At 44.4% G+C, this 23,461-nt stretch carries 17 protein-coding genes and 1 pseudogene; 8 read left to right on the plus strand and 10 right to left on the minus strand.

The window, feature by feature from the left end:
* Positions 1-57: 57 nt before the first annotated feature.
* From N5O98_RS03610 to N5O98_RS03645, 8 genes and pseudogenes are all read right to left on the minus strand, one after another.
* Positions 58-435, minus strand: a pseudogene (locus tag N5O98_RS03610) (acetate--CoA ligase family protein); the annotation flags it as partial.
* 226 nt (positions 436-661) lie between these two features.
* Entirely contained in the window at positions 662-1,480 is an 819-nt protein-coding gene (locus tag N5O98_RS03615; protein ID WP_008646558.1) for an FAD:protein FMN transferase, read from the minus strand.
* Positions 1,481-1,623: 143 nt separating this feature from the next.
* Positions 1,624-2,973: a 3-keto-disaccharide hydrolase gene (locus tag N5O98_RS03620; protein ID WP_032852408.1), complete on the minus strand. Its 1,350-nt coding sequence runs from the start codon at positions 2,971-2,973 to the stop codon at positions 1,624-1,626.
* 62 nt (positions 2,974-3,035) lie between these two features.
* The gene (locus N5O98_RS03625; RefSeq protein WP_004311145.1) at positions 3,036-4,454 is read right to left on the minus strand and encodes a Gfo/Idh/MocA family oxidoreductase; all 1,419 of its coding nucleotides are present in this window, start codon (positions 4,452-4,454) and stop codon (positions 3,036-3,038) included.
* Between the two features lie 26 nt (positions 4,455-4,480).
* Positions 4,481-4,723, minus strand: coding sequence for a hypothetical protein (locus N5O98_RS03630; protein WP_008646559.1), 243 nt, complete (start codon positions 4,721-4,723; stop codon positions 4,481-4,483).
* Positions 4,720-6,015, minus strand: a complete 1,296-nt coding sequence (locus N5O98_RS03635; RefSeq protein ID WP_004311144.1) for a Gfo/Idh/MocA family oxidoreductase — start codon at positions 6,013-6,015, stop codon at positions 4,720-4,722. The genes N5O98_RS03630 and N5O98_RS03635 overlap by 4 nt, the downstream gene beginning before the upstream one ends.
* Before the next feature lie 39 nt (positions 6,016-6,054).
* Positions 6,055-7,062, minus strand: coding sequence for a family 43 glycosylhydrolase (locus N5O98_RS03640; RefSeq protein ID WP_004311143.1), 1,008 nt, complete (start codon positions 7,060-7,062; stop codon positions 6,055-6,057).
* A gap of 130 nt (positions 7,063-7,192) precedes the next feature.
* The gene (locus tag N5O98_RS03645) at positions 7,193-9,253 is read right to left on the minus strand and encodes an acetate--CoA ligase family protein (protein WP_004311142.1); all 2,061 of its coding nucleotides are present in this window, start codon (positions 9,251-9,253) and stop codon (positions 7,193-7,195) included.
* Between the two features lie 897 nt (positions 9,254-10,150).
* Here N5O98_RS03645 and metG point away from each other — a divergent pair.
* The 8 genes from metG to N5O98_RS03685 all read left to right on the plus strand — a co-directional run bounded on the left by metG (position 10,151) and on the right by N5O98_RS03685 (position 19,806).
* Positions 10,151-12,190 (plus strand): methionine--tRNA ligase, encoded by a 2,040-nt coding sequence (metG, locus tag N5O98_RS03650; RefSeq protein ID WP_004311141.1) that lies wholly within the window; start codon positions 10,151-10,153, stop codon positions 12,188-12,190.
* 72 nt (positions 12,191-12,262) lie between these two features.
* The gene (locus tag N5O98_RS03655; protein ID WP_004311140.1) at positions 12,263-13,720 is read left to right on the plus strand and encodes a lipopolysaccharide biosynthesis protein; all 1,458 of its coding nucleotides are present in this window, start codon (positions 12,263-12,265) and stop codon (positions 13,718-13,720) included.
* Positions 13,707-14,759, plus strand: coding sequence for a hypothetical protein (locus N5O98_RS03660; RefSeq protein WP_004311139.1), 1,053 nt, complete (start codon positions 13,707-13,709; stop codon positions 14,757-14,759). The genes N5O98_RS03655 and N5O98_RS03660 overlap by 14 nt, the downstream gene beginning before the upstream one ends.
* Positions 14,760-14,814: 55 nt before the next feature.
* Positions 14,815-15,678 (plus strand): LicD family protein, encoded by an 864-nt coding sequence (locus N5O98_RS03665; protein ID WP_004311138.1) that lies wholly within the window; start codon positions 14,815-14,817, stop codon positions 15,676-15,678.
* Positions 15,675-16,697, plus strand: a complete 1,023-nt coding sequence (locus N5O98_RS03670) for a hypothetical protein (RefSeq protein ID WP_004311137.1) — start codon at positions 15,675-15,677, stop codon at positions 16,695-16,697. Before N5O98_RS03665 ends, N5O98_RS03670 begins: the two co-directional genes overlap by 4 nt.
* Positions 16,670-17,788 (plus strand): glycosyltransferase family 4 protein, encoded by a 1,119-nt coding sequence (locus N5O98_RS03675; RefSeq protein WP_004296594.1) that lies wholly within the window; start codon positions 16,670-16,672, stop codon positions 17,786-17,788. Before N5O98_RS03670 ends, N5O98_RS03675 begins: the two co-directional genes overlap by 28 nt.
* Before the next feature lie 10 nt (positions 17,789-17,798).
* The gene (locus N5O98_RS03680; protein ID WP_004311136.1) at positions 17,799-19,064 is read left to right on the plus strand and encodes a glycosyltransferase family 4 protein; all 1,266 of its coding nucleotides are present in this window, start codon (positions 17,799-17,801) and stop codon (positions 19,062-19,064) included.
* A complete protein-coding gene (locus N5O98_RS03685; protein WP_004311135.1) occupies positions 19,057-19,806 on the plus strand; it encodes a glycosyltransferase family 2 protein in 750 nt (249 codons plus the stop codon). The genes N5O98_RS03680 and N5O98_RS03685 overlap by 8 nt, the downstream gene beginning before the upstream one ends.
* Here the strand turns inward: N5O98_RS03685 and N5O98_RS03690 are convergent.
* Both N5O98_RS03690 and N5O98_RS03695 read right to left on the minus strand, forming a co-directional pair.
* Positions 19,793-22,183: a glycosyl hydrolase 115 family protein gene (locus tag N5O98_RS03690; protein ID WP_004311134.1), complete on the minus strand. Its 2,391-nt coding sequence runs from the start codon at positions 22,181-22,183 to the stop codon at positions 19,793-19,795. The two genes, N5O98_RS03685 and N5O98_RS03690, sit on opposite strands and share 14 nt — an antisense overlap.
* Before the next feature lie 92 nt (positions 22,184-22,275).
* Positions 22,276-23,133, minus strand: coding sequence for an SGNH/GDSL hydrolase family protein (locus tag N5O98_RS03695; protein ID WP_008646570.1), 858 nt, complete (start codon positions 23,131-23,133; stop codon positions 22,276-22,278).
* Between the last annotated feature and the right edge of the window lie 328 nt (positions 23,134-23,461).

Genomic DNA, 23,461 nt, shown 5'->3' on the forward strand with positions numbered 1-23,461 from the left:
TAGGCAAAATCATAGCGGAAAGATAGTAAATATGTCTCAATGAATGAAAGAATAGTCCTATTTTTCTATTCGGATACACGCATCAACTGTTATAACGGCTCTTTGCGCAGCTAAAAACGGATTTATATCCATTTCTTTGATTTCTGTAGCGAAATGTAGCAAGGCGGACAAACGAACAATAGTTTCAGCAAATTTATCTTCTTTGACTCTCTTTTGTCCACGTGTTCCCTGAATAATTATATAAGCACGCAGTGAATGAATCAGAAATCTGCACCGACGAACGAAAGCTACTAGCTCCTCTTTATTATCGGAAACAAACTCATCTACCAGCGGAGTACCGGCAGCATGCAGTAATGCTTGTACGTAATTGGAAGCAATATAACCATTCTCCGGAATAGAATCAATAATGCGACGAATCCTCAAAATGTCTACCCCGCACCTTCGGCATAGACGATAATGTTCCTACAAAGACAAAATAAATTCCGAATAATGAAAAAGGTATATCAAAAATTCCATAATGAAAGTTTTTTTTAACATACCTCACATTCTTTTTACCTATCTGTTTCAGTCTTTACAGCTGAACCGTTACCCAAAAGATTAGGCCAAGCTTTATCATCCCAGTAAACTCTATCAAGCAATACCACACGCCCTAAAAAAATACCTAGTAACCAATAAAGAAAAAACGGTTTAATACAGAAGAAGATTCAGCCAGCAAAGCCTTACGCTGTTCGCTGTCAGCAGCAAATAAACTGGTAGACAAGATTTCCCCTATTGATCCGTTAGTTGTTACTACAGCAATTTGTTTGACGCCCTCCACCAATTTTCCATTTTGGGGAGAAACAATGTGCCGACGGCTGGGAGAGTCATTGCCGGAGGTTGTAAGGCATTCGTTGTGAAGAAGTATATCATTAATTTTCCATCCCGAACCTACCGGATGATTACCCAAAGCAAGAATAGAACTGTTTCCCATATTTATCAATGCATTTTCTATCAGAGCCTCATTCAATATACCTCTGATTGTTTCCAAAGCATATCCCTTGAGAAAGCCGGACAAATTGATAGTTACTCCCGGCTGTGAAAAAGCGACACTACGATCTCCGGCAGATAAATGTACTGAATGTATAGTGTTCTGATTGTAATTTTCCGAATGAACTGTGATATCGAAGCATCCCAAAGTCCTACCATTATATTCCAGACATAAATCGATCATTGAATAAAGTTCTTCGCTAAGAACAACGGGAGAAACAGAGGCTGTCCGGTTGAGAATAGACAATTCGCTGGCCGGATCATAAAAGTTCGCCATCTTTTCCAGCCGACACAATGCATCATAAATACGATTGACCACAAGCAGCAACTCCCCTTCCGGTTTCCGGCTGCATAAGATAATATCCACCCGTGTATGCATGGAAAGGAACCAGGCATAAAACAAGGAGTTACCATCATTTGACGGTTTGTATAGATGTTGAATAGTGGTCTGCATCGTATAAAACACAAATTAGGCACGGATTACACAGATTACGCGGTTTTTATTTCATTAGAGTAACCGTGAAACCCGTGTAATCCGTGCCTGAATAAAAATCATAAAGGAGTTTTGACGTATCTCCTAATAACTAGAAAACGGAACTATTTCAGTTCTTTAATCTTCACGTTCTTGAACCATACTTCATCTCCGTGGTCCTGAAGAAGTATATTACCTTCCTCCGGATTTCCGAAATTAGGCCAGTTTTTATATTTACTGTATGCTACCAATGCATTCCACATATCATTGTTACGATCATACTCAATCAGCTTAACTCCGTTCAGCCAATGTTCTACATGATTGCCTTTTACAATGATAGTAGCAGTATTGAATTCTTTCTTGTTGAATGGTTTATCTTTAGGAGCCGGAATCAGGTCATACAACGAGCCCAGCTTTCTGTTGCCTTTCACACCCAGTTTTGCATCAGGATGCTTGTCATCGTCAAGAATCTGGAATTCGCAACCGATAGCAGAGCCTTCCCCTTTATTCAGCCCCGGATTCACAAAATATTTAACTCCGCTATTTGCACCTTCAGTAATCTTGAAGTCTACTTTCAGAATAAAGTTCTTGTATTTACGGGTAGTCACAATATCACCACCATTTGCAGATTCAGCTCCACCACTCTTCATTACTTTCAAAATACCATTTTCTATCTTCCAGCCTTTTGCAGGGAAAGTAGAAAGTTTAGCGCCTCTCCATCCGTCAGTAGTCTTACCATCCCATAATAGAGCCCAGCCTTCTTTTGCTTCGCTCGGAGAAATCGTGTTGGCAATCAGATTCACTTCCGGTGCAGCTTGCGCTTCCGGTGTCTGATAGCGTTCTACATCCGTCGTACAAATACGGATATCCTTCCAACGAACTGTTTTTCCTTCATCAGCCGCATTTCCAATAGCGTGCACTTGCAAAGCAATGAAACCTACAGGAGTCATATCATCCCAGATATTAGCACAAGGAACTCCGTTTATCCAGGTACGGATCGAATTACCAACAGCTTCAATACGGGCTTTATTCCATGCGTTATTCTTAAAAGCGGTTTTTGCCGACGGATTCAGTGTCAAAGGATAAAGCCAGTTTCTACGTGCCTCATCATAAATGCCACCCGACCAAGCGCGCTTCGAAGGATCAATCTCAAACTGATAACCGTGTACGCGGCCTTTCTTATAATCCTTCTTGCTTTCACTGCGAAGCTGTACGCCGGAATTTAAACCATCATCTATCTTGAAATCAAATTCAAGGATAAAGTCACCATAATTCTTTGTCGTTGCCAGGAATGTATTGGGAGTTCCCATCTTAGATACACCGACAATAGCGCCATCTACAATTTTATACTCGGCTTTGCCATTCAATTTCTTCCATCCTTTCAGGTTTTTCCCGTTGAAAAGAGGTTCCCAGTTTTGTGCGCCCAACGAAGCGGCACAAAATAAAAGTAAAGTTAATACAATATTTTTCATGATTATTTATTGGTCCTTCTCCATCCCCTTCTCCTAAAGAAAGGAATGGAAAAAGCTGTTTCTATTTATAATTTATAAAATTCATCCCAACCTTTACGCGGCGGAAGTCCCGCCAACATTGCATTAGCAAATTCATTATTTGTAATCTGTTTCGTGCGGCTGTCAAAGAATAGCTGTGTATTAAGCCGTTGAGCCATTACACCCAGTGAGAACACCTGACTCAAAACACCGTTGATTTCGAACGGTGAGCGCGTCTTTTCAATACCGTTACATGCCAATAAGAAGTTTTCGAAGTGATTGGAAGGACTTTTAGGAACCTTCGGTAATTTGCCAGCCATCTCTTTCGCTTTCTCTTCCGGAATAATAGACAAAGTGCTTCCATGACTCCCCCCTTTAAAGATTAAATCTTTCGTATAGATAATCTTTCCCGGATTCAATTTAGCCGCAGGAGTATCTCCCTGATTTGTCGCAGGAATGTTCGGGTCCAGTCCCGATACTCCATAACCGGCAGGAATAGGAGGAAGATTATCCAGACCGTCATACCAAGTAATGTCTACCGGTGGCATCCCTTTACGTTGCGGGAAGCGGAAGAGAATCGTGGAAGAATAAGGGAAGAAATAATCATTATGACCATTTGCGTATTGCATGGTAACTTCATAAGGCAATCCCAGTTCCAGAAACTCGTGAGCCGTATCGAGGATATGCGCCCCCCAGTCGCCCAATGCACCCATACCAAAATCATACCAGCAACGCCATTGTCCTAAATGATAATCTTTATTATATTCGTGATAAGGGGTAACTCCGAGCCAGGTATCCCAGTCCATATCTTTCGGCAGTTGCTGTCCCGAAGGAAGTTTATAGATATTAGTGTCCCATTTATGCCAACGGCGCGGGTTATTCATGTGGGCAGTGATAGCAGTTACGTCTTTGATAATTCCCGCATCCATCCAAGCTTTAAACTGGAAATAGTTTGCTTCAGAATGTCCCTGATTTCCTACCTGGGTAACCAAGTTAGGACGTTTAAGCGCAGCTTGCATCAACAATTCCGCTTCATAGAAAGTACGGGCCAGCGGTTTTTCTACATATACATGTTTTCCGGATGCCAATGCCAGCATACTGATCGGGAAATGTGAATGGTCGGGAGTAGCAATCGCCACAGCATCAAACTCATTACCGGCTTTATCAAACATCTGGCGGAAATCTCTAAACTGTTTTGCCTTCGGATATTTAGCCATAATCTTTTGCGTATGTTTGGCACCCATGTCCACATCACATAACGCTACCACTTCTACCATACCTGTCCGCGCAAAATCTTCAATAATCTGTTCACCGCGGTTACCAATGCCGATATAGGCTATCTTTACCTTGTCACCTCTTCCTTTCTTGGGTGAAATCGTTTGAGCATGCAGTAAGTCACCTGCCCCCAACGCCAATCCGGCAGAAGCCATTGACATCGTTTTCAGAAAATCTCTTCGTGTTACCATAAGTTATTTATTTTCATTGATATTGATTAAGTTCGTGAACGAGTAAACAATGCCCGTAGCCCATTAAACAAGAGACGCAAAATCCCCCAAAAAGCATAAAGCACAAAAGTAAATATGATGATATAAAAAATAGAAGTTATCATCTCCGTAAATGGCGCATGATAAGCTATAATTGCATAGAGGTGTATCAAATTGGATACTACGAAACAAACGAGTAAAGTAATTAACTCTATTTTCTTTCGTCGTGCGGTTACAATCGTGTCTTTCATACTGCTTCGGGTGTTTTTACAGATTGATGGTTCAGATAATCTATTTTATATTCATCGGGGAAGTAGAGCATCCGCTCTTCCTCCAGTGCCTGATGTCCCAGCAAACAAAGCATACTTGCATAGTATCCTTCTTCCGCTATTCTTTCCGGTTGTTTTTGTGTTATGACGGCTTCAACGAACGCTTCCAGCAACAAGGACGTACCGTCACTCTTAGGACGTTCTCCAATAATGAACTCTCCAGTGTTCTCATTTGCAGTTTCCGGAGCCCAACTCGTTCCGGCAAAAGGAAGAGAATCGAAAACTTTGTTTTCCCAATCATTCACCATCTGCAGGAAAGCCGGTGCAGGAGCCACATTCTCAAAGTAATATTTTCCCTTTTCCGGTTCTACCGTACCAAGGTTACCCATGATCTGTTCTTCCAGTCCATAGAATTTATTGGATATAACGGAGTCGAACGTCATCTTCACCCCATCATCAAAGACATATACACAACTCACATTATCATACACATCCCTGCCATCCTTCCAATAAGTAATGGCACCATGCCCCATCACCTTCTCGGGAATCTTACGCAAAGCCCAACTTCCGATCTGAAGCTGGTGGCAAGCGAGTTCCGTCATCAGTCCCTTCGAGAATTCCTTGTAAAGACGCCAGTTTATCAGGCGTTCCAGATTGGGTGAAGGTACCGAGCGTCTCCAATCGCCATTCCGGTTCCAAAAGGTACGGATTGCATTTATTTCACCAAAGGTACCCGCATGAATCATCTCCATCGCTTTGATGTAACGAGGGTCGAACAAACGTTGTTGACCAGTGAAGAAAATCTTTCCCGTGCTACGATGTTTCTGATACATACGGTAACACTCTTCCATCGTAAAACCTATCGACTTCTCACAAAATACATGCTTTCCTGCGTCGAAAGCATCCAAGACGATTTTACAATGCGAACTAAGAGGGGTAGCTACGAGTATGGCATCTATCGACTTATCTTCCAGCACTTCCCGGTAGTCACCATACACTTTGGCATTAGGCACAAGTTCCAATGCGCTCTCGATAGACGGTTTATAAATGTCGCACAATGCTACGATCTCGACTTTGGGGTTCTTAGCCAGAAATCCCATTAAAAAACGTCCCCGGGAACCAGGACCGATTATTGCCAGACGGCACTTTTCGTTTGAGGTGTTCGTCACCTCCGAAAAAGCAGAAAGCCAAGGGCTTGCTGCAAGAAGAGTGCCAGCCCCGGCTATGCCTAAATTCTTTAGAAAATCCCGCCTGCTAATAGGGGTATGTTTCATGCTTGTGGTATTTAAGATTATAATTAGTTTATTTGAAAATCAGTTATTAAATACAGGTGCTTTTTGTGTTTCGTAAGAAGGAGATTCTCCTTCTACATAAGGCCATCCTTCTTTATCCCATTTGATTTGGTCCAGCAACAGAATACGTCCGTTCTCCGGGATCGATCTTGAAAAACCATGATACAGAAGCCAGTCTTGTCCGGCATCATCCCGGATAATCTGCGAACCGTGCCCATTGCCTACAAAATGATCATTCGCACCTATCACCAAAGAATAACCATTCTTCAACATCGGTTTGCCCGACTTATCTTTGTAGGGTCCCCAGACTTTTTTAGAGCGGCCCACTACAACTTTATAAGTACTCCTAATCCCCTCGCAACAACTTCCGATAGAGGCAAACATATAATAATAATCGCCGTGCTTATGAATATAGGCAGCTTCAAAAGCAGTTCCTGCTATTCTCTTTTTTTCCGCTCCCGGCTTCAATGACAGACCATCTTCAGTCAGCTCAATAACATATATTCCCCGGAAGCTGCCCCAAACCAGATAGTTTCTCCCTTCATATTGCAGGAAGCTGGGATCAATCGAGTTCTGTACACCGATCTCATTACTACGGAACATCTTACCATGATCTGTAAAAGGTCCTTGTGGAGAGTCGGCCGTAGCTACTCCAATTCCGCACGTCTGTTCTCCTCCCCACACCGACATCGCATAATAAAGCACATATTTATTATTGATATAATTAATGTCAGGTGCCCAAATTCCGGCTTTGGGTTCAAATCTGGGACGAGTTTTATTTGTGAATGCCGTGTTGCAATAAGTCCATTGCACCAAGTCTTTCGACTTCATGATCGGAACGTTTCTGGTAGATTCGGTAGCATACATATAAAAATAACCATCCGCAGCCTTAATCACCGTAGGGTCGGGCATAGCAATATCTACAACCGGATTCTTATAGCTCACTGCAGATTTTGTCTGTGCTTTCCCCTGTGAAAAACAAGCACCTACCATGAAAACGAAAACGAACAAATTTACATACTTTTTCATTAAATCATTCTTTTAAGGTTCCTTTTTACCTTATCTTTATAGCTCTAAATTAATATTAACTTACAAAATCTTTTGGAAGCACTCCAAATTGTTTTTGGAAACACTTAGCAAAATAAGACGGAGAATAGTCCTATTTTTCTATCCTGATACGTGCATCGACTGCTATAACGGCTTTTTGCGTAGCTAAAAGCGGATTTATATCCATTTCTTTGATTTCTATGGCGAAGCGTAGTAAGGTGGACAAACGAACAATAATTTCAGCAAACTTATCTTCGTTGACTCCTTTTTGTCCCCGCGTTCCCTGAATGATTTTATAGGCACGCAGCGAATGAATCATTGAGTAAGCTTCTTCGTAGGAAAGCGGAGCCAGACCGGAAGACACATCTTTCAGCACCTCCACAAAAATACCTCCCAAACCGCAAAGTACCACATGACCGAACTTCTCTTCATACTTTGCACCGATAAACAGTTCCGTACCTTTCAGCATCGGCTGTACCATAATTGCCCTTGCATCAGGAATCTGCATCATACGATCGAATTCCAGTGCCAGATGTTGCTCGCTTTTGATGTTCAGAACTACACCACCGACATCCGATTTATGCACAGGACCAACGACTTTGGCAACTACCGGGAATCCGCACCGACGTGCAAAGGCTACTATCTCCTCTTTATTATCAGAAACAAACTCATCTACCAGCGGAATACCGGCAGCATGCAGTAATGCTTGTACGTAATTGGGAGCAATATAACCATTCTCCGGAATAGAATCGATAATGCGACGAATCCTCGGAACGTCTACTCCGAACAGTTCTATTTCAGGAACTGCAGGTTTAGGAACATTGACAATGCGGGAAAGGGCAGTACCCAGGGTCACTTCATCTGCAAAATTCACGTGTCCTTTTGCCAGGAAGGCGGCAACCTCCGCTCCGGCTGTATTAATCGAAGGAAGTATAGGGAAAATCGGTTTCTTGCAAGTTTGCATCTTCTCGTGAAGCACGTCATACATTTCAAACATGGTAACCAATCCCGGAGTTCCGAAGATGGCCATCATGGCGTCTATACTGTCGAGTTTCTCCTCGCAGTAGTCGATGCAAAGACGCAGATGCTCCGGTGTTCCGGTAGCCAGAATATCAATAGGATTCCCAACGGCAGCACCGGGGAACAGTCGGGCTTTTAGTTCTTCGGCTATTTCTCCTTCCAGTTTAGGAACATTCAGTCCGCCTTTACTCAAGGCGTCTGTCAGCATCACTCCCGGACCTCCGGCATGGGTGATAATAGCAAAATTCTTCCCTTTCAATTCGGGCAGAGTAAACACACAACCTACAGTAGTCAATTCTTCACGAGAGAAACAACGTACAATCCCCGCTTTACGGAACAATGCTTCCACTGCCGAATCGGAACTGGCGATTGCGCCTGTATGGGAAGACGCCGCCCGGCTTCCGCTCTCCGAACTTCCGGCTTTGATTGCCGCAATCTTACATCCTTTTCTAATCAAAGACGAAGCATGGAATAACAACCTGTCCGGATTCTGAATACTTTCAATATAAAGCAGTTTCAGATGAGAGTCCTTTTCGGGATCGAAGTTCTCATCCATAAATTGCAATACATCTTCTACGCCAATCTGCTTGGCATTTCCCACCGACCAGACTGAATTGAACTGCAAACCTTTTGTAACGGCACTTTCGAGAATAAATACCGCCGTAGCACCGGAGCTGGAAATCAAGTCCACCCCTTTCAGATTTAAATTGGGAATTGGCTGGCTGAACACGCTATGATGCCATGTGTTCATCAATCCGATGCAATTAGGACCAATCAATGAGGCTCCGTATTTATTGACTGTTTCCAGAATACGCTCTTCCAACAGTGCTCCTTCGTGGGTTTCTTCACCAAAACCTGCAGAAAGTATGATAAATGCCCTGGTTTGCTTCTTGCTGGCCAATGTTTCCACAATATCGGGACACATTACAGCAGGTATAGCCAACACTGCCAGATCCGTATCCGGCAGGTCGCTCACATCCGCAAAAGCAGGAACTCCCTGTACTTCCTTCTCCTTCGGATTCACCGCCCGAAGTTCTCCCCGATAACCTCCATTTATCAAATTCTTTAATATTGCGCCACCCGGCTTATGTACATTATTCGATGCCCCTACTACAACAATGCTTTCAGGACGAAGCAACTGGGTTGTTATCATATCATGCTTTGGTTTTCGTTTAACTTAGGTACAAATATATCCTTTCTTATGAGAAAAAAGAAAGAAAAAGGGAAGAATTGTATATAGAAACAAACTGTAAAAAAGAAAAAGATTAAGATTACAAATAGGTTATACTAACTTTTTGAAAAATGAAGCCGTCATCTCTTCATGAAATTCTGATCATCAGGGATGAAATTATTTTTATGCAGAAAAAACGGATATAAAACTAATAAAGAATCTGAAATATACGCCACAAAGACCAAGATGTATCAAGAAAGGGAAAGAAAGACCATTTGTAAATTTCAAATTCACACGAAATAGAGATTAAAACGAATTAAATTAATAGCTCAAAAAGACTATATATAAAAAAGGATCAATTATCTCAATTCCACATTTCAAATTAACACTATTAGTATCTCACTATTTCAGGAGCAACCAGAAGAAAATTTGTACCTAAAAAAAACTTTTATCTCTTTGTTTAAAAGCAAAGACATGTTTCTCTCTAACCAATGAATCGTTCCTTTAAAAGCAACAGAAGCTTCCTTTAAAAGGAACGGTGTTCAATTCTGCCAATAATTATACATATTTACTTATTTATATTCAAATTTATATAGTTATTTCTGCATATTCTTACAATACCTTATACATTATTTATTTTATTAGGACGAAGTTTAGATACTAATATTTTGTTTTAATCTTAAAAACAGAACATGCGAGAATAAATCCAACATATCAGTAAATAGCTTTATGTTAGAATAGCTATCAAATTTACATCATTCTTATGAGACACCCCCGACTATGAGAATGAAAAATCTGTGTTAATCCGTGTAATCTGTGGTGAAAAGTCATTATCTTTGCACATTGCAAAGTTGAAAACAACAAAAATCACACTATATAATGGAAAAGAAATTCAAAAGAACCACCGTCACATCGGCACTGCCGTATGCGAACGGTCCTGTCCATATCGGTCACCTGGCGGGTGTATACGTGCCGGCAGATATCTATGTACGCTATCTGCGTCTGAAAAAAGAAGATGTATTATTCATCGGAGGTTCGGACGAACACGGAGTGCCTATCACCATCCGTGCCAAGAAAGAAGGAATTACTCCACAGGATGTAGTAGACCGTTATCATTCGCTGATTAAGGAATCATTCAAAGAGTTCGGTATCTCATTCGACGTGTATAGTCGCACCACTTCACCGACGCATCACCAACTGGCTTCGGATTTCTTCAAAACATTATACAATAAAGGAGAATTCATCGAAAAAACATCCGAACAATATTACGACGAGGAAGCAAAAACATTCCTTGCCGACCGTTATATCACCGGAGAATGTCCTCACTGCCATTCGGAAGGCGCTTACGGCGACCAATGCGAAAAGTGCGGAACCTCACTTTCTCCTACAGATCTTATCAACCCGAAAAGCGCCATCAGCGGTAGCAAACCGGTAATGAAAGAAACCAAACACTGGTATCTTCCTCTCGACAAACACGAAGCATGGCTGCGCAAATGGATTCTGGAAGATCACAAAGAATGGCGTCCGAACGTATACGGTCAATGCAAAAGCTGGCTCGACATGGGTCTGCAACCACGTGCCGTGAGCCGTGACCTTGATTGGGGTATCCCTGTTCCCATAGAAGGAGCAGAAGGAAAAGTGCTCTATGTATGGTTTGACGCTCCGATCGGATACATCTCCAACACCAAAGAACTTCTTCCCGACAGCTGGGAAACATGGTGGAAAGATCCAGAAACGCGTCTGATTCACTTCATCGGAAAAGATAATATCGTATTCCATTGCATCGTATTCCCTGCCATGCTGAAAGCAGAAGGCAGCTATATCCTGCCGGACAATGTGCCGAGCAACGAATTCCTCAACCTCGAAGGAGACAAGATCTCTACTTCCCGCAATTGGGCCGTATGGTTGCACGAATATCTGGCTGATTTCCCCGGAAAGCAAGACGTACTCCGCTACGTACTGACCGCCAACGCACCGGAAACGAAAGACAACGACTTCACTTGGAAAGACTTCCAAGCACGCAATAACAACGAACTGGTAGCCGTATACGGCAACTTCGTAAACCGTGCAATGGTGCTGACTCAAAAATACTTCGACGGTCGCGTACCCGCACAGGGCAGCTTAACCGACTACGACAAGGAAACGCTGAAAGAATTCGCAGACGTGAAAGCAGAAGTAGAAAAACTGCTCGACGTATTCAAATTCCGCGATGCACAGAAAGAGGCCATGAATCTGGCACGTATCGGAAACAAATACCTGGCCGACACCGAACCGTGGAAACTGGCTAAGACAGATATGGAACGTGTAGGAACCATCCTCAACATTTCCCTGCAACTGGTTGCCAACCTTGCCATCGCCTTCGACCCATTCTTGCCGTTCAGCTCGGAAAAACTCCGCAAAATGCTGAACATGGATACTTTCGAATGGTCTGAACTGGGAAAAGATAACCTGCTTCCTGTAGGCCATCAGTTAAACAAACCGGAGTTATTGTTCGAGAAGATCGAAGACGCTACTATCGAAGCACAGGTACAAAAGCTGCTCGATACAAAGAAGGCAAATGAAGAAGCCAACTACAAAGCTAATCCTATCCGCCCGAACATCGAATTCGACGACTTCACGAAACTGGATATCCGTGTAGGTACCATTCTTGAATGTCAGAAAGTACCGAAAGCGGATAAATTGCTGCAATTCAAAATCGATGACGGACTGGAGACACGTACCATCGTATCAGGTATTGCCAAGCATTATCAACCGGAAGAGCTGGTAGGCAAACAGGTTTGCTTCATCGCCAACCTTGCTCCGCGCAAACTGAAAGGTATCGTCAGCGAAGGCATGATTCTAAGTGCCGAAAACAACGACGGCAGTCTGGCAGTTATTATGCCGGGACGTGAGGTGAAGCCGGGCAGCGAAGTAAAATAATAAAACTAGAATAGGGAATACATGAAAAGCTATCATCACGCATAGCCTTTTCATGTATTCTTTGCAAATAACATGAGCGAGAATCAGTCACTAAAAGAAAAGACGGCCAAAGGACTATTTTGGGGAGGATTCAGCAACGGCATACAGCAGTTGTTAAATCTGCTTTTCGGAATATTCCTCGCGCGGTTGCTCACTCCGTCAGATTATGGAATGGTGGGAATGTTGGCCATCTTCTCCCTCATTGCCAGTTCGATACAGGAAAGTGGTTTCACAGCTGCCCTTGTTAATAAGAAAGAAGTGACGCACAATGATTACAATGCCGTATTCTGGTTCAACGCGGCCATCAGTCTGTCGCTGTACCTGCTGTTATTCCTCTGTGCACCGCTTATCGCTGACTTTTACGATACTCCCGAACTGACACCACTGGCACGTTATTCTTTTATCGGCTTCTTCATTGCCAGTCTGGGAATATCCCACAGTGCCTATCTCCTGCGTAATCTGATGGTCAAACAGCGGGCATTGTCTTCGGTTATCGGACTCACCGTGTCCGGAATCACCGGAGTCACTCTTGCCTACTTTGGTTTCTCTTATTGGGGAATTGCTACGCAAAGCATCGTTTACGTAACCATCAACACAGCCTGTTACTGGTATTTCACCCGTTGGCGACCGAGCTTGCAGTTCAACTTCACCCCGATTAAGGAAATGTTCGGATTCAGTGGGAAACTACTGGTTACCAATGTATTCAATCACATCAATAACAATCTGTTTTCCGTGATACTGGGTAAATTCTACAGCGAAAAAGAAGTAGGATATTACAACCAAGCCAATAAATGGTGCGGCATGGGCCAACTCTTCATCTCCGGCATGATAAACGGAGTAGCGCAACCGGTACTCACCAAAGTGTCCGACGACCTTGAACGGCAAAAACGGGTATTTCGCAAAATGCTGCGTTTCACCGCTTTTGTCTCGTTTCCCGCCATGTTGGGATTGGGAATCGTATCGGAAGAGCTGATTATCATCACCATCACTGACAAGTGGTATTCCAGCATATTAATCATGCAAATACTGTGTATCAGCGGAGCCTTTGCTCCCATCGCATACCTCTATCAGCAGCTCATCATCAGCAAAGGGAAATCCCGCATCTATATGTGGAACACCATAGCGCTCGGCATAATTCTACTGTCAGGCGTTCTGTTAGTCCACTCACACGGTATCTATGCCATGCTCGCCGTCTATGTATCCACCAATATACTGTGGCTACTGACATGGCACTACTTTGTATGGCAGGAAATAGGATTGAAGCTTCGCCATGCCCTGATGGACATACTTCCTTATGCTGCCATTGCGGCTACGGTTATGGTAATCACCTATTACACCACCCGCTCCATCGAGAATATTTATCTCCGCCTGGCAAGCAAGATAGTGCTTGCTGCAGCACTCTACGTAGCAACCATGTGGGGCAGCCGATCGGTTACTTTTAAAGAAAGCATTCAATATTTCATCAAAAAGAAGACACATGAACCCAAATGACCTTGCCACCCGATACCATCTTCTGAATAGTTCTTTCAAAAAGACGATGATTTATCACATAGGTATAGATGCCGGTTTCTTCACCGAATATACCTATATGCTTCACGCAATGCTTTATTGCCTGCAACACAAAATACAGTTCAAGCTCTACTCCGACGACGCCAACTTCGGATGGGAAAAAGGTTGGGAAGATTGTTTCGCCCCCTTCTGCGAGCAAGTGCACGAACCGTTTCATCACACTTATAACACCCATCGCCTCCCCTCCTGGCAGGCATTGATGAAAGACAAAAAGCTGCCTAAGACGAAGTTACTGAAATGGAAACTGAAAGTAACCTGTAAGAACATCATCGGAAAAGCCCTTGCTTTCTTCACGTATGGCAAACCGGTCCGACTCAACTTCCAAGTGACGTTCAACCCCAACCAGCATTTCCATATCCCCGAACTGGGAATAGACGGTGACTACCTCCACACCTTCCAAAAGCTGACGGAAATCACCTGGAAACTCAACGACACCACCGCACAGGAATGTCTCCAATTTGCCGCCAGCCTGCAACTTCCGCCTCAATACGCAGGATGCCAAATACGCGGAGGAGACAAGATCACCGAAACCAACCTGCTTCCACCGGAACACTACATACGGCTTATTAAAGAAAAGACCGCCCTACGCGACGTCTTTGTATTAACGGACGATTACCGCCTTTTCGAACAAGTACAAACCCTTGCCCCGGACATACACTGGTACACCCTTTGCAGCCCCGACGAAAAAGGATATGTCAACAGCGCTTTCACGCAGACCACCAAAGAGCTGAAACAGAAACAAATGGCACGTTTCCTTTCCTCGATACAGATATTGATGGACGCCTCCGTCTTTATAGGAAGCATCACTACCGGCCCCAGCCTGTTCCTATTGAAGAAATTCTATCCGGACATCAATCCGGCAGACTGTCTGCTCAAGGACTTTCCGCAAGCATCCGTCCTTCCCATACCGGGACGCGGACAAGTGGCCACCGAATTTATGCAAGGAAACTTAAAGTTATAGTAACTTAGCAATATAATTACTACTTTTGTAGCACAACGTGCATTAACCATTTCCGATGAACAAGAAATATACAGCCGAAGAGCTTGATTTATTACATGCCGAACTCTACGACATATTGGGAGAAACCATCCGGGTGTGTCAGAAGCACAACATTCCCTATTTTGTGATTGGCGGCACGGCAATCGGTGCACTCTACGACCAGGCGATTCTCCCCTGGGATGATGATATTGACATAGGCATGACGCGGGAGAACTACAACAAATTTCTGAAAGTAGCTCCCGGGGAACTGGGTCCTTCCTACTTCCTTTCATGGATAGAGACAGACCCTCATACCCCGTATTATTTTGCCAAAGTCAAGAAAAACGACACCCTTTTTGTAGAAGAAATGTTCAAGAATGTCCCGATGCATCCGGGCATTTTTGTCGATATATTCCCATTCGACAAGATTCCCGACAACAAGCTGCTGCGAAGAATACAATCCGAAGCACTCGGCTTCCTCAAATGCTGCCTGATGGGAAAAGAGATATGGATGTGGAAACACTTCGGTACATGTGAAATAGAGAACCCCACGAACCGGGGAGCCTTCTCCTGCTTCCTGAACAGGGTAGTCGACCTGCTTTTCTCTAAAAAAGCAATCTACCGCATGCTGGTGTCAGTTCAAAGCTGTTTCAACTCACGAAACACCCGTTACTATAACAACGTAATGGCCACTGCCGACCACGTAACCGTAGAAAGCATCCGCCACCTGCAACCCGTGAAATTCGGTCCTCTCACAGTGACCGCCCCCGACGACCTGGAAGGATTTTTGCGTTACAACTATCCAACCCTGCATCGATTTACAGAAGAAGAGCAGGAAAAAGTGAACAACCACTATCCTGCCGCCCTGTCATTCAGTACAACCCCAAAACAAGAACTATGAATATGAAATCCGCTTTAGTAGACGTCCCGGTACTTATCCTGTTCTTCAACCGCCCGCAACAGTTGTCGCAAGTGTTCGAGCAAGTGAAGAAAGCGCGTCCGTCCCGCCTCTTCCTCTATCAGGACGGAGCACGAAACGAACGTGACCTGCCCGGAATAAAAGCCTGCCGTGAAATCGTATCACAGATAGACTGGGAATGTGAAGTAGAACGGCTTTATCAGGAAAAGAATTTCGGCTGCGACCCTTCGGAGTACATTTCGCAGAAATGGGCCTTTTCGAAAGTCGACAAGTGCATCGTATTGGAAGACGACGATGTGCCCGCCGTCTCCTTTTTCCAATTCTGCAAGGAGATGCTGGATAAATACGAATATGACACCCGCATCAGCATGATTGCCGGATTTAACCCCGAAGAAATCACCCAAGATATGCCCTATGACTATTTCTTTACCACCACCTTCTCTATCTGGGGATGGGCAAGCTGGAAACGGGTAGTCGACCAATGGGATGAGTTCTACAACTTCCTGGACGACTCCTTCAATATGCAACAACTGGAACAGCTTATCAAGGAACGCAAATTCCGGAGCGACTTTATCTACATGTGCCAGCGTCACCGGGAACAGCAGAAAGCCTTTTATGAAACGATCTTCCACGCCTCCATACTGTTCAACTCCGGGCTAAGCATCGTGCCTACCCGCAACATGATTAATAACTTGGGAGCAACGGCAGATTCCACCCATTTCGCCGGCTCGATTCATACCCTGCCCAAAGGTTACCGCCGCATCTTCACGATGAAGCGCTATGAGGTGGATTTTCCACTGAAACATCCCCGCTACGTCATCGAAAACGTTGCCTACAAAGAGAGCGTTTACCGCATCATGGGCTGGGATCATCCGTGGATCAAGATCGGACGTTCGTTCGAAGAACTGTTCCTCAACCTGAAATACGGCAATTTCTCCATCATTACGAAAGCTGTCAAAAACCGAATCAACAAATGGCTGAAAAGAAACAAGCACCACTAAATAAGTTGCTTACTATTTATTTTTACCATACCCGCCTCACACGGGAAAGCTACGAGGAATGGAAAGAATATAAATTCCCCGGACACATTTTATACGGACTTCCTTTACTGGAGAATTACGGAATACACTCCGTGATGCACAAATGCAAATATTTCTCCGGCCGTCTGAAACTCATGCTTTACGCCACCAAAGAGATTCTCTTCTGCAAGGAGAAATACGACGTCCTCTACGCCACCTCTTTCCGGGGTATAGAGCCCGTCATCTTCCTCCGTGCCCTGGGACTGTATCGCAAACCCATCGTGATCTGGCATCATACGGCAGTCGTGACCAATCCCAAACCGTGGCGCGAACAAATCTCCCGCCTTTTCTACAAAGGTATAGACCAAATGTTCCTGTTCAGTCGGAAACTGATTCAGGACTCGCAGAAAACCCGGAAAGCACCGTCCCACAAACTGAAACTCATCCATTGGGGACCGGATCTTCCTTTCTACGACCACCTGCTTGCAGAAATGCCCGACCGGAAGCCCGAAGGATTTATCTCCACCGGTAAAGAAAACCGGGACGTAGACACCTTGCTCCAGGCATTTGCCGCAACGAACGAGAAACTGGATTTGTACATTGCCGTCTCATGCGGTAACATCAACTATAAAAAGATCATCGACCCGTATGCATTGCCCGACTCCATTCGCATCCATTATACCGACGGAGTGATTCCCTACGAACTGGGGAAACTGGTGGCACGCAAAAGTTGCATCGTGATCTGCTGCCTGGACTTCCCCTATACCGTAGGACTGACCACGCTCGTGGAAGCATTCGCCCTCGGCATCCCCGTCATCTGTTCGCGCAACCCCAACTTCGAAATAGACATCGACAAGGAAGGAATAGGCATCACCGTAGAATATAACGACGTACAAGGCTGGATAGACGCTATCCGCTACATCGCCGACCACCCCGAAGAGGCACGGCGCATGGGAGAGAATGCCCGCAAACTGGCGGAAGAACGTTTCAACCTCGAAATCTTTTCACGCGAAATAGCAGAAAGCTTGCTGGAAATATCAAACATTTCCTCTAAAAACCGTACATTTGCATAAACTTTTGCCCATGAGAGTCCTGATTATAAATACATCTGAACGAATAGGAGGAGCAGCCATCGCAGCAAGCCGGTTGATGGAGTCACTGAAAAACAACGGCATCAAAGCCAAAATGCTGGTACGTGACAAACAGACCGACCAAATCAGTGTTGTCCGCTTAAAAAGTAACTGGTTGCAAGTGTGGAAGTTCATGTGGGAACGGATTGTGATCTGGAGTGCCAACCGTTTCCGGCGTTACCATTTGTTTGACGTAGACATCGCCAACACAGGTACAGACATCACCTCACTCCCGGAATTCCGCCAAGCCGACGTGATCCATCTGCATTGGATCAACCAGGGAATGCTCTCACTGAACGATATACGAAAGATACTGACCTCCGGCAAACCCGTAGTCTGGACCATGCACGATATGTGGCCATGCACCGGCATCTGCCATTACGCACGGGAGTGCAACAACTATCAGCGGGAATGTCACGACTGTCCGTACATCTACAAAGGCGGGGGACGAAAGGATTTATCCTATCGCACGTTCCGCAAAAAACAGAAGTTATACAGCTACGCTCCCATTCATTTCGTCACGTGCAGCCATTGGCTGAAGGAACAAGCCCAGACCAGTGCATTATTTGAAGGGAAAAGCGTGACCAATATTCCGAACGCTATTAATACCAACTTGTTCAAACCCATGAACAAGAAGGAAGCGCGTGCCAAATTCATGTTGCCGGAAGGTAAGAAACTAGTTTTGTTCGGCTCATTAAAGATCACCGATAAACGAAAAGGGGTCGACTATCTGATTGGGGCATGCAAACTGTTAGCAGAAAAGCATCCGGAATGGAAAGACTCACTGGGTGTAGTCGTATTCGGCAACCAGTCGCAGCAGTTACAGGAACAACTTCCTTTCCATGTATACCCGCTCCCTTATATCAAAAATGAGCATGAAGTAGTGAATATCTACAATGCCGTAGACCTCTTCGCCATCCCGTCTCTGGAAGAGAATCTTCCCAATATGATTATGGAAGCAATGGCCTGTGGAGTGCCTTGTGTCGGTTTTAATGTGGGAGGTATCCCCGAAATGATCGATCATCTGCACAACGGCTACGTGGCACAATACAAATCCTCGGAAGATTTTGCCAACGGCATACATTGGATATTGACGGAACCGGAATACAACGAACTCTCTGCACAGGCCTGCCGCAAGGTTCTGGGTAATTATTCGGAGAGTATCGTTGCAAAGAAATATACAGATGTCTACAATAAAATAACGGGGAAATATGCATAGTGTCCATCCTACTCCCAAGTTCTCTATCATTACGGTGACATACAATGCTGAAAAGGTATTGGAAGACACGATTCAAAGTGTTATTTCACAAACCTATCATCATATAGAATATATTATCGTGGATGGAGCTTCCAAGGATGGAACCCTCTCTATTATCAACCGCTACCGGTCACGCATACACACCGTCGTCAGCGAACCCGACAAAGGACTGTATGACGCTATGAATAAGGGCATCGCCCTTGCCAGCGGTGATTATCTCTGTTTCCTGAATGCAGGCGACTGTTTTCATGAGGATGATACGCTGCAACAAATGGTGCACACCATCAACGGCAATGAACTGCCCGATATACTTTACGGAGAAACCGCTATCGTAGACAAGGACAGGCATTTCCTGCGGATGCGCAGATTGTCCGCCCCTGAAACGCTCACCTGGAAAAGTTTCAAACAGGGAATGTTAGTCTGCCACCAGGCATTCTTCCCCCGCCACACGCTCGTAGAGCCATATAATCTGCAATATCGCTTTTCTGCAGATTTCGACTGGTGCATCCGCATCATGAAGAAAGCACGTACTTTGCACAATACCCACCTGACAATCATCGACTATCTGGAGGAGGGAATGACTACCCGGAATCAGAAAGCATCCCTCAAAGAAAGATTTCGGATCATGGCAAAGCATTACGGGCTGATTGGAACCGTGGCGCATCATGCATGGTTCGTGATCCGTGCAGTTACTCACCAGTAGGCGAAGGCATATAAAGCATCACCTGGTCTAATATCACTCCTTCGTCCAATGCCTTGATTACCAATTTGTGGGACTTCTTTCCGGATACCGGAAGTCGAACCGTTCGGATGGCTTGATTGCGCAGCACGTTCTCTTTCCATTCTTCACTCCGTCCTTTCGTTTCATAAGAGATCACTTCAGGCGCTGCATCGTCCAACGATATTGAGAAACGTAATTGATCTCCTCTCACAGGATGATTAGGCAACAAGCGGATGTCAACCTCTACCGAGTCTGTTTTCCAGTTGTCAAAAGAGAACATCAGTGCATCTCCCTTGTCAATGCCTGTCGCTTTGCTTTCATATCCCAGGCCCTCACAAATAGCAGAAGTTCCTTTCCGCGCATTCAAGGTCTTACTATTCGGGATATTCTTCCCATCCAAGCCGTTCCATTTATAGATAGCTACACGCTCTTTCATCATCGGAGAAGTAGCCGTTTTTCTTTCCACGCGATTGAATACGGGGAGTTTTCGGGGTTGGAAATCCATCATGCGGTTCCACTTTCCATCTTCCAGTGAGTTATACTGTTTTGTCAATACTACAATGCTGTCATAGGCAAGATCACTTTTCTCCCAGTCCGCTTTTCCGTGGCGGGCTAATTGGGCATATAGCAATTTCCGGTTCATCTGTGTAGCAGCTTGCACCGGGTATTTCACCAATTCAAAATAGGCACTTTGTCTGCCGGATGGGATTTTCAAAGCTGCCCGTTCCACTGTCTCCGACAATTTATCATAAGCCTGCAAACGTCCGTTGATTTCTTTTTCACTCCATGGGAGATCTTTGACAACACGATAAACAGGATCTTTCTCCTCTTCCCTCGTATTTCCCATAAATTCAGGTTTACGAATATGGGCCAGACGATAGTGTTCCTGCATCACAGGTAATACTGCCTTTGCGCACGAAGCTCCCAATTCCCGTTCCAGCCAGTGTTTCAGATGAGAGGTCACTCCTTCCGAGGCCACAGCTTCTATATTCCAGGCCATATCCATAAACAACTCTATCTGATACTCGGCAGGCTTGATATCTCCGACGTTCAGTATCCACATCTTCTGTATGCCTCGATCGTAAGCCAGCTTCATTTGTTGGAAAATCAGATACGGGCTCATCGTACTCAACCAGAGATGGTCGTGCGGACGTCCCCAATAAGAAACATGATAATAGACTCCATTCCCTCCTTTACGTGGGCATTCTTCGGCCGTAGGAAAATGGCGGATATAGCCATAGTTATCGTCACACCACATCAATGTTACATCATCGGGCACCTGTAATCCGGCATGATAAATGTCGAGTACCTCTTTATAAGGGATAAAAACCTGCGGGACTTTAGTTACATCCTTATCAACATATTTTTCAATCAACCCGCGTTGATCTGCAAACACACGATCTATTACGGCCTTCTGTTCTTCCACCGTCTTCGCTCCCTGCATCTTGCCATCGTGTACACCACGCATACCCAACGTATAGAGTATTTCCTGATCTGCCACCTCTTTTACACGGTCTTCCCAGAATTTGTAAACAGCCGGAGCATTATTCACATAATCATAAGCCCCTTCCCCTCTTCGTTTCCACTCGCCGGCAGCGCTGCAAGCCATCGGTTCGCAATGGGAAGCACCGATGAAGATTCCATATTTCTTGGCAGCTTCCCGATTGCCTTTGGTCAGGAAGAAAGGAAGTGTACATTCGTGCATTGCAGGCCAATAGGTGTTGGCACGCAGACGAAGTAAGAGTTCAAAAATACGCTCGTTGGTACGCGGGCCTATCTCACCTTTCACTTTTGAAGGTTCATAGGTCCGACTGCTCCATGGCATCAAGCCCCAGTCTTCATCATTAATAAATATACCCCGATATTCCACCGAAGGAGCCTGAAGACTTTGGAATTTGGAAGATAGCTTAAAAAGTTTCTTCTTTTCCGGAGTTACGTCCGCCCACCATTCCCAGGGAGAGACACCTAACAAACGGGATATTTCGAGTATTCCATAAGCCGTACCATGTTTGTCACTGCCGGCTACGATCAATTTACCCTCCGGAGAAACAGATAATAGAAAAGCCTGCTTCTTGCCTTTTAGCGCAGAAACATCTATGCCGGTCCGGCTGATAAGCTCACTCTGCCCCACCGTTCCTATCACAATTTCACCTGTTTTCTCATTCGCTTGGGTAGTCGACGACAATACTGTCTGAATATCACGCCCCAGCATTTCCAATGCGGTTCGTACAACCAGTTCTTCAGAAGGGCTGCAAGCGATGACAACTGTTTGACCGGAAGTCAAAACAAAATCCTTACTACGAATCGGTAAAGCAACTATCAAAAAGATGAAAAAAGAAAACAGAAGTTTATGTCTCATAGGTTCTATTATTTATAGAAGACAAAATTACAGGTTTGCAGAAAATGTACTATAGAATAGTGTACAATTTCATAGAATTCTGTCCGACCTATTTAAAATGTAGCAGGCAACGCAAGCAACTGATACATCAGCGTTCGTGCCATGCGTATCTGTCCTTTCGTGCTGGGATGCAAACGGTCATATCCCGCATCGTAGAAATAAATCAGTTGTTCTTCCACCATCGGATTCAATCCGGTTACCGCATTAAAATCAATCACGGGAACTCCCCACACATTGCCGGCTTCTTTAACAGCCTGCACGTAGGCATCCACATATTCGCCACAACTGTTCTGGTAGTTTTCATCCGGTTGCACATTCGTTTCTCCAAAATTGGCCAGTGAACGGTGCAACGGGGTCAGCAACACAATCTGCTTGTCCGGGAAGAGTTGTTTCAGTCTATTGATTCCTATGTTGATACGTCCCTTATACGTGCTTCCATCCATTATAGGAGTGCGTTTCTTACGGGTTTCCAGCTTTTGGGTTTGCCCACGGGCTGCCATCACTTGTTCTTCTGTTTCCGTAAACCATTCTCCAATAGGTACACCGTCATTAAAATCATTCGTACCCATCAAAATCACGATAGCATCTACTTCTCCACCGTGTTCTTTCTTCAGTTGCTCGGCTTGCCGGGGCACATCATTCCATTGCCTGCCACTGATACCATATACATAAGGAGTGATTCCCAGCCATTCCTGCAGAAAATCCCAGTATTTCTTTATCTTGTCACCATAACAGTTGGGATCTGTAATAGAGTCTCCCAAATATCCCACTCTTTTTCCTTGCCACGGGTGCCGGATGCATCCATTATTCGTTTCAACAGAGTTTGCCACTTTAGAAGATTGATTCTGTCCGCACAGAAAAGAGGAACAGAAAAACAGGATGGTACATGTGAGTAATAATTTGCTTTTCATCGGTATCATACATTAAATGAAAGATTTGTATTTAATATTCGACAAAAATAACTCAAAAAAATGTAGTTTCAATCAATTTGGACGATCAATCTCATCCATGCAACCGGATATATAAACATATTCCTATTTGACTATTCTTGCTAAAATACAGGTTTACAGTCTTTTTTCAATCAAGTTATCATTGAGTTTTGCAGCTAAAACCCTATCTTTGTCACAAACTAAAAGAAATAATTGGATGTTTAACTCATTTTCATTCCATAAGGATTCCGTTCTGTAAATAATCTGTAAGCCTTCCTCTCATTACAGATTATCCCTTATGTTTTCTGAC

This window comes from Bacteroides sp. LFL-34 (assembly GCF_027257075.1).
GTDB lineage: Bacteria > Bacteroidota > Bacteroidia > Bacteroidales > Bacteroidaceae > Bacteroides > Bacteroides ovatus.